Origin of the sequence: Synechococcus sp. R50.1, from assembly GCF_047462115.1 — a bacterium.
In the GTDB taxonomy this organism is placed as follows: domain Bacteria; phylum Cyanobacteriota; class Cyanobacteriia; order Thermostichales; family Thermostichaceae; genus Thermostichus.
In genome coordinates this window covers 47900-60654 of sequence record NZ_JANSIN010000013.1, presented here as the reverse complement: position 1 = coordinate 60654, position 12755 = coordinate 47900, and the positions used below count along the sequence as shown (strand labels likewise).

Genomic DNA, 12755 nt, shown 5'->3' with positions numbered 1-12755 from the left:
TCAATGACTTTTGCCAAACCGCCTAAAGCTCAGTAAATTCAGCAAAGTTCAGGGTTTTGGGGGTTAGAGGCATGCTCCCTGAACGCTCGGCGCCGCTTCCGCGACCATCCCTGGCTCCTTTCCCTCTGGGAGAGGGGGCAATGCAAACAACTGTAGATTTGTACAAACAACTGTAGATTTGTACTGAGATGATCTTGAGAGTTTTGGACTAGAGCTGGGTGGAGCTCTCCTAAGACTAGGTAGCCCGTAGCTGCACCGGCATAACCAAATAACAGAGCCGCATTGCCCCAAGGGGCTTCCAGATGGCCGGCTGCGTGGCGCCGTTTAGCTCCAGGCTCACCTGCTGCGTATGAAACACCCTGAGGGCATCCAGCAGGTAACGCACATTGAAGGCCAGCTCCAGGTCAGGACCAGACATCTGCACTGGCAACGATTCCTCGCCACTTCCTACATCGGGCGCCTCGGTGCTGATGCGCAGGGTTTGGGTTGCGGCAGAAAGATTGAACTTGACGATGTCGTTTCTTTGGGCAGCAAGTACTCCCACCCGTTCCAGCGACTCAATCAAAGGCCGACGCTCCAGGGTTATCTGCCGCTCAAATTGCCTGGGAATCAGGCGGTTGTAGTCGGGATATTGGCCCTCCAAAAGGCGGCTGGTGATCCGCTGTTGGCACTGCGTTTTGCTGGCGCGAGGAGGCAGCACAAACTGCACCTGGGATCGGTCAAACCGCAATTCCACCGTAGAGGCCGCGGTCTGGGTGCCGAGGATGCGCTCCACCTCTCGCAAAGTGCGAGCGGGAATGGTGAAATCCAACCCTATTTCCCCATGGGCCGAAGCAACCGGGATCCCTTCGGCCTCCACCTGCACCATCGCCAGACGATGCCCATCGGTGGCTGCAAACTCCAGGCAAGGGGGATCCCCTGGCAAGAGCTTGACATGCACTCCTGTGAGCACCTGCTTGGTCTCATCTCCAGAGGCCGCAAAAAGGGTTTGGCCGATCCCTTGCAACAGGCTCTCGATGGGCAGCTCCAGGGCCTGAGCTGTTGGGCTTTCCTCCCCCGCAAAATCGCCATCTGCGTCGGCGGTGCGGAGCGATATTTCCGGTAGGGTGGGGTACTCTTCAGCCGACATGCTGCGCACTTGGTACTGGCCGGCTGCCGACATGAGAATCACAGGGGCACTCTCCTGGGCTTGGCTGCTCGCGTCAAGAGTCACTGGGCCGCTGGGCAGACGGCTGACGATGTCGCTGAGCAGCTTGGCCGGCAGGGTGGTGCGACCGGATCCCCTGACCTGAGCCTCGAACTCGCTGCGAATGCACAAGTTCAAGTCAAAGGCGGTCAAAGCAACCCGCTGAGTTTCCGCGTCGGCCTCCACCAACACATTGGCCAAAACGGGCAGGGCGGGGCGGCTGGCCACAGCCCGTCCAACGGAAGTGAGGTGGTGGCTGAGATCGGCTTGCTCGCAGGTGAAGCTGAAACCCTCCGGAGACGAGTCCACGGCCCCGTCAAGGTATCCCTCCCCACGCTGAGGAGCTGCAGTCTTGCTGCTGCGCAACACCGGCGCGAACGACTCGGTTTCCGATTCTCGATCCACAGGACGTTGAGCTTGCACCATGGGGGGCACTTGAGGGCTGCACACGCAGATCCTACACCGACTGCCCCGGTTGGATCCCTCCCCTTGCGGTCGAGTTTTGGAAAATTTGCCTCGCGCGTAGGACAGATCTGAAATTTCGATCCCTGCCTAATTTAATTTTTTGATCTAGTAGTAGTAGGGGCTATGGAAACTGTGGAAAGTGATCGTCAACACCTTGTGCCATGAGCTTTTGAGCCTATTCCCCACCTGTGGAAAAACTGTGGATAACTTGGCCACTTTTCCACAGGGTATTTATACCTGTTAATAACTTGGGGGGTTTTTCCACAGGTTTTCCACAGATTTTCCAGGTTTTTCCACAGGTTTTCCACAGGCTAATGTTATGGTTTTCTGACAAATTCATAAAAATTAACGCACAGTCAGTGTGAGATCCCCTAAGGTAGTGAATCCTTCCCCCTAGATATGGCTGGGGATTCCACCGGAGCTGGGGCGGGCTTCGCTGGATTTCCACAGGTTTTCCACAGGCTGTCGAAGAAAGCCTGGGATATTGCTCTGGGCTTGTCGGCCTTGCCTGGCCACCTGTGAGCTGACACGGGATTTTTGGCAAGACCCCAGAGGAGCGGGAAAGCGCTCTGCGCACCAGAAGCGGCAAAGGAGGTCAGGATGAGGATGGGACAGCGCCTGACCCAAAATTGGGCTGCTGCAGGAGCGAGTCGCAATAGGGATGCGGTCTAGAGTCCGTACCCGCGAAGGGCCAGGCGTAGGTCAACGGGATCCGTTTTGGTGATGGCGGGAGCGCAGCACGATCACGTCAGAAAGCTGGCGCAGTTGACTTTGAACCTGGGTGAGCTGTTTCTTATCACGTACATCGATACAGAGATCGATCAGGGCGGTGCGGTTGGCAAAAGTTTGTACCTTAGCATTGCGAACATTAATGCCTTGATCCGATAGACGGGAAAGAATGTCCCGCAGCACCCCAACGCGGTCGATAACCTCCAGATGCAGTTCTACCGGGTAGATCTGGGCGCTCTGCCGCAGTTGCTCTTCGTTCCATCGTACCGGCACCAGCCGTTCCCCCGAAACCTGGGCCACCCTTGGGCAATCCCGGTGATGGATGCTGATCCCCTTAAAGCGGGTGACCACGCCCAAGATCGGATCCCCCGGCAGCGGATTACAACACTTGGCCAACTGGTGTTTCAGACCCTCCACCCCCAGAATGGGAGATTGGGATTTGATAGAACTGGGAGCCGCAGAAGCCCGTGGCAACAACAGCTTGGATCCCTCAAGCGATTCCTCCTCTGTGGGAGCAGATACTGCCGGCCTGCTGACCTCCTGCAGCCGATGGATCACCAGCGTGGGGGTTGTCTCACCATAACCCAGAGCGGCTAACAAATCCTCTACACTGGCGTAGTTGAGCTTTTCGGCTACCTTCTGCATCCGCTCTGATTTGAGCAGGGCATCAAAGCCCGTTTTGCCAAGTTCCCGCTCCAGTAAATGCCGGCCCCGCGCGATGTTTTGCTCGCGATTGGAGCGCTTAAACCATTGGCGAATGCGATTGCGGGCAGAGCTGGTGGCAACGAAATTGATCCAGTCCAGGCTGGGATGGGCATTTTTGTGCGTGATGATCTGCACAATGTCGCCGTTGCGCAGGCGGGTATCCAGGGGCACGATCTTGTTGTTTACCCGCGCTCCTGCACAGTGATCCCCAATTTCGGAGTGGATGCGATAGGCGAAGTCCACCGGACAGGATCCCTGGGGCAGAGCCAGCAAGTCCCCCTTGGGCGTAAAGACGTAAACCTCGCTCTCAAACAGGTTCTCGCGAAGGGTGTCCAGATACTCCTTGTCATCTTTGAGGTCGTTTTGCCACTCCAACAGCTGTCGCAGCCAGGTGAAGCGCTCCTCGTCGGGCTTGACAGTGGTGCTGCCGGCCTCCTTGTACTTCCAGTGGGCGGCGATCCCGTACTCAGCCACGCGGTGCATCTCTTCGGTACGAATTTGCACCTCCACCGGTCGTCCCTGCGGGCCAATCACCGCCGTGTGCAAAGATTGGTAACGATTGGCCTTGGGCAGACCAATGTAGTCTTTGAAACGCCCGGGGATGGGGCGAAAGCAGTTGTGAACGACTGCCAGCACCCGATAGCACTCGCTGTTGGTATGTACGATTACCCGAACTGCTGAGAGATCGTAAATCTCGTGAAATTCTTTGCGCTGCTGCTGCATCTTGCGATAGATGCTGTACAAATGTTTGGGCCGTCCGCTGATCTCAAAGCGTTCCAGTCCCGCTTGAAGAAGGTTCTGCCGCAGCTCTTCGATAAAAGCTTGAATCTCTGCCTCTCGCTCGGCGCGCTTGGCATTGACCAATTCCTGGATCTTCCGGTAAGCTTCGTAGTCCAGATACTTAAAAGCCAGGTCCTCCAGTTCCCATTTGAAGTGCCAGATCCCCAGCCGGTTGGCCAAAGGGGCGAAAATTTCCATTGTTTCGGCTGCAATCTGCCGTTGCTTGCTGGGGGAGAGATACTGCAGCGTGCGCATGTTGTGTAAGCGATCCGCCAGCTTGACCACGATGACTCGAATATCTTTGGCCATGGCCACAAACATGCGGCGGAAATTTTCCGCTTGCTGCTCGGTTTTGCTGGAGAAATTGAACTTAGAGAGTTTGGTAACTCCTTCTACCAGTAGGCGAACTTCAGAGCCGAATTCAGCTTCCAGGGCTTCTGGGGTAACTTCTGTATCCTCAATAACATCGTGCAAAAGGCCCGCTGCCACCGTCACCGCATCTCCCCCCAGCTCCCGCAGGAGAGTGGCCACGGCTACCGGATGGGCAATGTAGGGATCCCCTGATTTGCGTTTTTGGCCCTGATGCAAACAATAGGAAAACTCAAAGGCACGGCGCAGCAGATCGGCTTCTTCAGCCGTGTAGGGCCGCAGCCCATCGCCGGGATCCTCGGCACCGGAAAGCAGAGCACGCAGCCACCCTGGCACCTCAAAACTGAGGTTATTCAAGTCGAGACCTCTATCTGAGGTGGCAATGACAGCCGTCTGACCCATGCGAACCCGGCGAAAAGGGATGTTTAATTACTGACTATAGTTCATCCAGCTTAGCCGCCGACAGATTAGAGGAGGAAAAAACGGCTGGAATAAAAAGAGGCATTGGCTGTCTGCCAACGCCGACCGCTTGCCATCCTCGGCAGATCGAGGCTTAGTCTTCGCCCCACTCCTCGCAGTTGCCGATCAAATCGCAGAGGGGATCCGAGGGGCAGTAGTCTTGCAGCTCCAGCTCTTGGGCAATCGCCTGCCACTCCCGCTGCGGGAAAAAGGGTTGCAGGTGGGCAATGGCTGCAGAGCGGCGTAAGACCCCCTGCTGAATGAGGCGACGAGCTTCCTCCTGGATGGCCTCAACCGCATAGTGGGTGGCTTGTAAAGTGGGCATAGCTTAACCTACACGTGGAATGGATGGGACGCACCGAAGGGTCAGGGAAAATCTTGCCTCGCTACCCCCATCATAGAACTGGGTCTCGTTTCGTAGCAAGAGATACAAGTTTGTATTGCAGGCAACCTTAAGGCCCGCTTAAAAGCCCAAGCCATCGGCTCCTGCGGTCACTATGCCTTTTTCTGGGTTCAGAGTGACGATAGATCCATCCCGGATTAAGCGGGTAGCATCCTTGACCCCCACCAGCACCGGCACTCCCAGCCGCAGGCCAATGACTGCTGCATGAGAGGAGGCTCCCTCTTCTTCGGTAATCACGCCGGCTGCCTGTTTGATCGCCTCCACATAGTTGGCGTCGGTGGATTGGGCAACCAAAATGTCTCCGGCGGTGATTTTGCTGGCATCGAGGCTGGATCTCAAGATGCGGGCCGGGCCGCTGACAATGCCTTTGCCAAACCCTTTGCCTTGAGCCACCACCGCTTTCACCACATCCACCTTGATCAGATCGGTGGATCCCGCAACGCCTGGCAGGGTTCCTGCACTGAGCACCACCAAGTCGCCATCCTTGAGCAAGCCATCTTCCTGAGCCAAGCTGATGGCCGCTTGAAAGGTCTGGCGGGTGGTGGCCAAATCCATAACCAACAGCGGATGAACTCCCCAAACCAACTGCAGCCGCCGTGCCACTTCCACATGGGGGGTTACGGCTAGGATGGGAGTGCGGGGGCGAAACTTAGAGACATTGCGAGCAGTAGCCCCTGTTTTGGTCAGGGTCATCACGGCTACAGCATCCAACTCTTGGGCGATCTCCCCCACGGCGCGGCTAATCGAGTCGGTGATCAGGGTTTTGGGCCGCATCCCGGCAGGACTGTTGCCGTTGTTTTGGCTCAGCTCCTGCATGGCAAGGGTGCGAAGGCGTTGTCGTCGGTCGGCGTAGGTCAGGTCAAAGTAATCGCGCTCGGTGCGCACGGCAATGCGGGCCATGGTGGCAACGGCCTCGACAGGGTATTTGCCCACAGCCGTCTCGTTGGAGAGCATAACGGCATCGGTGCCATCCAAAATGGCGTTGGCCACATCGGAGATCTCGGCACGGGTGGGTCGGGGGCTGTGCACCATGCTGTCCAGCATTTGGGTGGCCGTAATTACCGGGATCCCCAGGGAGTTGGCCAGGGCGATCACCCGCTTCTGCAGGATCGGCACCTCTTCCGCGGGCAGCTCTACCCCCAGATCTCCCCGTGCCACCATCACACCGTCGCTGAGGGCCAAAATCTGGGGCAGTTGTTCGATGGCCTCGTGTTTCTCGATCTTGACGATGATGGGTACCCGCTTGTCGGCTGAGCCCGAAGAAGGCCGTTTGGCAGAGGCGATGAGCTCCCGCAGCTCCAGCACATCAGAGGGATCCCGCACAAAGCTGAGGGCCACCCAATCCACCCCTTGGTTGAGGCCGAAGTAGAGATCTTCTTTATCCTTTGGGGTCACGGCGCGGATGCTCAGGCGCACACCGGGGAAATTGACCCCCTTGTTGTTGGAGAGGGTACCCCCGACAATGGTGCGGCAGAAGAGTTCGCCCGCTTCCGGATCCACGGCTTCCACCCGCATCTCCACTCGACCATCGTCGATGAGGATCGTCGCTCCTTCGGGCACTTCTTGGGCCAGCTTGTCGTAGGTGACCCAGCTGCGCTCTTGGGATCCCAAGACAGGTTTGCTGGTCAACACAAAGGGATCCCCAGCCTTGAGGGTGATCGAGCCTTCGGCGAACTTGCCCAGGCGGATTTTGGGCCCCTGCAGGTCTTGCAAAATGGCGACCTGGATGCCCAGATCCATCGCGGTTTGGCGGATCAGGCGAATGCTGCGGCGGTGTAGCTCGTGATCCCCATGGGAGAAGTTCAGGCGAAGGGTGGTTGCCCCTTGCAGGATCATCTCCCTGAGAATGGCTGGATTTGAGCTGGCAGGGCCGATGGTGGCAACAATTTTGGTGCGTCGAAAAGAATCCCTCAAATGCATGTCCACTGTTCCCAAGGGAGAGCAGCCCAGATCCTTCCCCCACATAGGGATCTCTCTGATTACGATAACCCGTTATGTCTTTTTTGAGGCACCGCTTTTTTAAAATCCCCAGCGAGAGAGGATGGGAAAATAGGCAAAGCAGAGTGTAGAGATCCATCTGGAGTCGAGCGATGCCGGTTGCCCCCGAATACGCCTTCCCCTTCGAGCACCATCAGAAGTTCTCTCTCGACAACCCCACTATCTCCAGCCCAGGGGTTTCCAAGCGGGAATACATAGCCAGCAGAGTACTGCAGGGTATCGTGAGCAATCCCCAGACTCCTGTTGGCGATTTGTCTCCTGAGCAACGACAGGCTTTGGTCTATACGGCGGTGTTGTTGGCAGATGATTTGTTGGCGGCCCTCGGCGCTCAGTAGAGAGGTTCTTGAGATTGCAGCGCACCCTCTTGGGGTGAGGTTTAGGCCGAGGTTGACCGTTCGCGGCGGGGGGCCGTAGGCTCTGCTGCTACCTACGCCGCAGCTGTTGCGTCAACTCTTCCCCCAAGCGCATCCATTTTGCTATCTCTTCGGGACTCACCTGTCGGTTATTTTGCCAAAGAATGAGGTGGGCGCCGGCCCCTTCGGCACAATAGTTGGGATATTGCTCCAAAAAACTGAGGACGCCGGGATGAAAACGTAGCCGAACTTGAGCTTCATCCTGTCCTCGCAAGAGATAGCTCCGAGAAAACTTAGGGTGGCTCTCGAAATTGATATCTTGCATGCCAAAAGCTTTGGCGATGCCATGGAAAAGGGCATTTTCGGGGTGCAGCCGAAAACGGGGCAGATGAAGATCCTCGTGATAGGCGTAGAAGACGGACTGGCGATAAGTGCTAGAACTCTTGCCACTGCCGCGGGTGTATTGGTAATCAAAAACGGTAATCTCAGTGCCATCGATCAGCCGCTTGGACATCGAATTATAGAAACGCCGCCCATAACCTTGCTCAAACAGCCCAAAGCCGGCTTGAACCAGGCGGGATCGGATCTCTTCCGGCAATTGGGCAGAAAACCGCATTTCTAGCTGTGCGGCCACCTGCTCCAGAGCTTCTCGACGTTTCTTGTCTTGATAAATAAAAGGCCAGGGCTAACATCCCGACCGCCAGAGCTAAAAACAGGATAAAAATAAGCCACTCCATACCGTCTCCCTCGGCTTAGCCACTGCAGTGCCTATCCCCATAATACCTGAGCGGATCCCCAAAAGAATCCCTGCCTTCGACCATTCAGCCGAGCGGTCTCCTCTTGTCTTTTGTAGAGAAGTGACCCAATACAGCTGAGTGTGTCAAAGTTTGACGAAATTGTAGGGAGCGGTGAAGTTGTTGTAGCGAATGCGCAGCCGCCCCTGGAAGGTCTGGTCTAGCTCCTCTACTTTTTGGGCAAAAACCGGCTCATCTTCCCAATTGATCAAAAACGAGCCGTTGTAGGCCATGTTTTCGGTGAGCAGATCTCCTTCCACGCGGTCGCTGGCCAAGGGGCTTAGGGCTGCTGTGAAGGCTTGGGCAATGCGCTGACGCCGCTGCTCCAAGAGTTGCTCTAGAGCCCGTCCGATCTCAACTACCGCGTCCAATCCCAAAGGAGCGCCGGCCATTTCGTCCCGCCGAGCTTTGAGGGCAGGGTTTTCCTCTAGCCCCAGCTTGAGCTCCTGCTCGGGATCCCAGAAGACCTTTACTCCCACCTCCCGCTTGCCCTCTAGGCGCTCCAGCAGAGCCAGCAGATCCGCCAAGCGGGGCTGCACCAAGTCCCGTTCCACCTGCTCCCAGCCGCTGACCACCAGACCAAATTGCAGGGGCAGCAGAGCCCGATGTCCCTCGTTCATCACTTTTTCCAGCACGGCTTCATGGGCAAGCAAGTTGGCCCGGCTGGCCAGGTAGCGCTCTTGTCGAGCCTGGGAATACAAGAAGGCCAGGGATCCCAGCCCATGAACCTGCACCGGCTGCTTGTCCAGCCCCACCACACTCAGATGACGCGGGCCAGGGGCAGCGACGATCCCGTAGAGGTAGAGGGCGCTATGGGGATTTGCCGTTGGCATTGCTGCGGGCATCTCCGATCAGCCACGTGAGGTTGGACTCTTCGGTGTCGATGGCATTGCCATCCGAGGAAATGCAGTAGCGACCCATCACCATCTGGTGGCGTAGGGTCACGCCTGCCGCAATCTGGGTGTAGTTAAAAATCAAGCTGCCATCCAGCGTACACCCTTCATTCAACACACATCCGTAGCCAATTGCCGTGGGGCCGATGAGTTTGACCCCGTCCGCCAAATAGCTGCTGGCCCCGATGTAGACCGGTGGCTCGATGTGGATGCGATCCCAGTTGGCGCGGATGTTGATCCCCGTCCATACGCCGGGTTGAATCTGGATCCCGGGCACCTTGACCCCCTTGATCTCGCCGCGCAGCACTTTTTGCACTGCCAGCCAGTAGTCGTGGGTGCGGCCAATGTCCACCCACTGAAAGTCAGCCGTGATCCCATAAAAGGGAGCGCCCGCTTTCACCAAGGCCGGGAAGAGATCGCTGCCGATGTCGTAGGGGCAGCCGGGGGGAATGTAGTCGAACACTTCCGGCTCGAAAACGTAGATGCCGGTGTTGATGGTGTGGCTGAGGGCCTCTTCCCGCCTGGGCTTTTCTTGGAAGGCAGTGATGCGACCCGTCTCATCGGTTACCACCACTCCGTAGCTGGAGACCTGGCTGGGATCCACCTCCCGCAACACCACGGTGGCCAGCGCTCCCTTGGCTTTGTGGAAGTTGACGATCTGCGTGAGGTTTAGGTCGATTAGCGCATCCCCACAGAGCACCACAAAGGTGCTGTCGAAAAATCCGGAGAAATCCTGGATCTTGCGCATGCCCCCTGCGGATCCCAGGGCCTGGGCCACCGGCTGGCCGTTCTCAAAGTGACCCTCGAACGAAAAGCCGATGTGAACCCCCCACTGCTGCCCATCGCGGAAGTAGTCTTCGATTTGGTGGGCCAAGTGGCTGGTGTTGATCATAATTTGGTTAAACCCATGTTCCCGCAGCAGCTCCACCAAAAATTCCATGACAGGCTTGTGCAAAATGGGGATCATCGGCTTCGGCATCATGTAGGTGATGGGCCGCACTCGCGTGCCTTTGCCTGCTGCCAGGATCATGGCTTTCATGCCGTTGTCACTCCTCCGGGCTAACCGTGCTCTGACTTTATCAAAAATTTGGGTCTAAAACCCCGCCCTTGAGGGCGGCTTTTCTTGATTTTGGCTGTAAGCAACTAAGACTTGTAGAGGAGCCCCACCCACACTCGATGCAAAATAGCTAGGGCTCCACAAGGCAGTTTTGCCGTAGGGCTTGGGAAACTTAGCCTGGCCGTACCTGCGACTGGAGACTCTTGAGAGCGTTAACCATCTGGAAATAGACCACTTAGGTGGGTAGAAAATCAAAAGATGAATATGGTCTGCTCCACCGTTAAACTCTAAAATCTCAAAATCCATCGATTGGGCAATGCTCTTAAATGCTGCCGCAATTAAGTCCAAACCTTCCTGCGTTAGTATCCTGCGTTTGTATTGGGTGACAAACACCAAGTGCGCTTGCAAGCTGGAAACGCTGTTGCGGTCTCTCCTTAATCCCATATGCTAAGATGACGCGCCAACCTAACTTCAACCCATGCAAGCCCGCTATAGGTATAGGTTCTACCCTACAGACCAACAGAAGCAAGCCCTAGCCAAAGTATTCGGTTGTGTCAGGTTTGTCTGGAACGAGGCCCTGGCCCACTGCCAAGCCGTTGGCAAGTATCCAGGGTACAACGCTTTGTCAAAGCGGCTGACAGGGTTAAAGCAATCAGTGGCATGGCTCAAGGAGGTATCCAGTGTTGCCCTACAGCAATCCTTGAGGCACTTAGACCAAGTGTACCGGCGTTTTTTTGAGAACAAAGGAGGTTTTCCACACTTCAAGAAGAAACAATCAAAGCAGTCATTGACTTTAGTGGCCAATAGCTTTTCCCTGAAAGGGGAGCGTGTGCATCTCGCCAAGATAGGAACTATCCAGCCTATCTGGAGCCGTCCGCTGCCAAGTCAACCAAGCTCTGTAACCGTAATCAAGGACTGCGCGGAGCGGTACTTTGTTAGCTTCGTCGTAGAGGTGGAGCCTATGCGTGTTCCTGCTCAGTCTCCCAGCGTTGGGGTGGATTTGGGCATCAAAACCGTTGCCGCTGTAAGTAACAGAGCTCAGTACCACAGCCCCAACGATGAGCCTTTGTACCGGCGCATCGCTCAGTTGCAAAAGCCATTGGCCAGACGGGTCCAAGGGTCAAAGCGGTGGGAGCGGACAAGGCTGAGGATGGCCAAGTTGCACCGTCGCCTTGCTGACCTGCGGTTGGACTTCCTGCACAAGCTGTCTACCAAGCTCATCAGCGAAAACCAAGTGGTTTGTTTGGAAGACCTGAATGTAAGTGGGATGTTGAAAAACCGCAAACTGTCCAGGGCAATTAGCAGGCAAGGGTGGGGGATGTTTCGCGCTTTGTGCGAGGCAAAAGGGGGCAAGTACGGCAGGGAAGTGCGGGTCATTGACCGCTGGGCAGCAACCAGTCAGCACTGTTCGAAGTGTGGCTGGCATTGGGGCAAGCTTGACCTAGCTACTCGGGTGGTGGTCTGCGACGGTTGTGGCACAGTCCACGACCGGGATGGGAATGCTTCCCGAAGCATAGAGCAAGTCGGGATGGGGCAAAGCGCTCCGCGCCGCCAAGGCGAGCGCCCGACTCTAGAACGGATGTGGAGACTGTTCGCGCCAGCGGGACGGAGTCCTAGTAAGACCAGCTTGCTGGCATCGGTCTGTGAAGCGTCAAGAATCCTTGCTCTTTAGGGCATGGAGTATGTCAACCCACTCTGGCCCTGAACAACTGGCGCAGGTACGGCTTGTATTGGTGCAGCCGGCTGGGCCGCGCAACCTCGGCGCCATTGCCCGCGTGATGAAAAACATGGGCTTCAGGCAGTGGGTGCTGGTGGATCCCCAATGCGATCCCCTCGATATGGAAGCGATCACCACAGCCGTGCATGGGGCAGACCTGCTCCATCAAGCCCGGAAGGTGCAAACTTTGCCCGAAGCCCTGCAAGGGTGTGTGCAGGTTTTCGGGACAACGGGGCGCAGCCAAACCTACCCACCCGAATGGCAAATTCAGTCCCCCCGCCAAGCCTTTCCCGCTCTGCTGGCCGCCGGCCCTGCCGCCCTCGTGTTTGGCCCCGAAGATCGCGGCTTGAGCAACGAGGAGCTGGCCCTTTGCCATCGCCAGATCCAGATCCCCACCGATGCGACCTATCCCTCTTTAAACTTGGCCCAAGCCGTGGCCATTTGTTGCTATGAGCTGTACACCCTCGTCTGCCAGAGCCCTTCCCCTGCTCCTCCTATGCCCTCGCCTCAAAGGCTTGCCCCCTTCGAGCTGCTGCAAGGCTTTTTCGCTCACCTGGAAGCGCTGTTGCTGCAAATTGGCTACCTGCACCCCCACACAGCCCGCCGCAAAATGCTCAAGTTTCGCGCCCTGTTCCAGCGAGCCGGCCTGACCGTAGCCGAGGTGGCCTTGTTGCGCGGGATCCTGCGGCAACTGCAATGGAGCCAGGGATGCTCTCGTCAGGAACCTCTGGAAGCAAATGCAGCTCCCGTCCCGCCGACGCAACCAGATTCCAGCAGGACCCCATCTTGACCCCAAGGCTGGGCCTCCAGCCCTGCCCTACCGCTACCGGAAGCAAGCTAGAAGGGC

The 12755-nt window shown here is 56.8% G+C and carries 11 protein-coding genes; 3 read left to right on the top strand and 8 right to left on the bottom strand.

What is annotated here, in order from left to right; genetic code table 11:
- Positions 1-235: 235 nt before the first annotated feature.
- The 4 genes from dnaN to pyk form a co-directional block, all read right to left on the bottom strand.
- Positions 236-1612, bottom strand: a complete 1377-nt coding sequence (dnaN, locus tag NW870_RS05490) for a DNA polymerase III subunit beta (RefSeq protein ID WP_414374331.1) — start codon at positions 1610-1612, stop codon at positions 236-238.
- 741 nt (positions 1613-2353) lie between these two features.
- On the bottom strand, positions 2354-4636 hold the full coding sequence (locus NW870_RS05485; RefSeq protein WP_414374329.1) for a RelA/SpoT family protein: 2283 nt from the start codon (positions 4634-4636) through the stop codon (positions 2354-2356).
- 151 nt (positions 4637-4787) lie between these two features.
- Positions 4788-5018, bottom strand: coding sequence for a DUF4327 family protein (locus tag NW870_RS05480; RefSeq protein WP_414374327.1), 231 nt, complete (start codon positions 5016-5018; stop codon positions 4788-4790).
- 138 nt (positions 5019-5156) lie between these two features.
- Positions 5157-7016 carry a pyruvate kinase gene (gene pyk, locus NW870_RS05475; RefSeq protein ID WP_414374333.1) on the bottom strand — a complete coding sequence of 620 codons (1860 nt, stop codon included), beginning with the start codon at positions 7014-7016 and terminating at the stop codon, positions 5157-5159.
- 170 nt (positions 7017-7186) lie between these two features.
- Between pyk and NW870_RS05470 the strand changes: the two genes are divergently transcribed.
- Complete coding sequence (locus NW870_RS05470) at positions 7187-7429, top strand: hypothetical protein (RefSeq protein WP_414351871.1); 243 nt, start codon at positions 7187-7189, stop codon at positions 7427-7429.
- Between the two features lie 88 nt (positions 7430-7517).
- On the opposite strand, the gene NW870_RS05465 is transcribed toward NW870_RS05470, so the two are convergent.
- From NW870_RS05465 to tnpA, 4 genes are all read right to left on the bottom strand, one after another.
- Positions 7518-8063 carry a hypothetical protein gene (locus tag NW870_RS05465; protein ID WP_414374324.1) on the bottom strand — a complete coding sequence of 182 codons (546 nt, stop codon included), beginning with the start codon at positions 8061-8063 and terminating at the stop codon, positions 7518-7520.
- 264 nt (positions 8064-8327) lie between these two features.
- Complete coding sequence (locus NW870_RS05460) at positions 8328-9074, bottom strand: GvpL/GvpF family gas vesicle protein (protein WP_414374322.1); 747 nt, start codon at positions 9072-9074, stop codon at positions 8328-8330.
- Positions 9052-10173, bottom strand: coding sequence for a sugar phosphate nucleotidyltransferase (locus NW870_RS05455; RefSeq protein WP_414374319.1), 1122 nt, complete (start codon positions 10171-10173; stop codon positions 9052-9054). Before NW870_RS05455 ends, NW870_RS05460 begins: the two co-directional genes overlap by 23 nt.
- A gap of 54 nt (positions 10174-10227) precedes the next feature.
- Positions 10228-10635 carry an IS200/IS605 family transposase gene (gene tnpA / locus NW870_RS05450; RefSeq protein WP_414357785.1) on the bottom strand — a complete coding sequence of 136 codons (408 nt, stop codon included), beginning with the start codon at positions 10633-10635 and terminating at the stop codon, positions 10228-10230.
- Between the two features lie 34 nt (positions 10636-10669).
- Between tnpA and NW870_RS05445 the strand changes: the two genes are divergently transcribed.
- Together NW870_RS05445 and NW870_RS05440 are read left to right on the top strand one after the other, a co-directional pair.
- Positions 10670-11863 (top strand): RNA-guided endonuclease InsQ/TnpB family protein, encoded by a 1194-nt coding sequence (locus NW870_RS05445; RefSeq protein ID WP_414374316.1) that lies wholly within the window; start codon positions 10670-10672, stop codon positions 11861-11863.
- A gap of 10 nt (positions 11864-11873) precedes the next feature.
- Entirely contained in the window at positions 11874-12698 is an 825-nt protein-coding gene (locus NW870_RS05440; RefSeq protein ID WP_414374314.1) for an RNA methyltransferase, read from the top strand.
- Positions 12699-12755 lie beyond the last annotated feature (57 nt).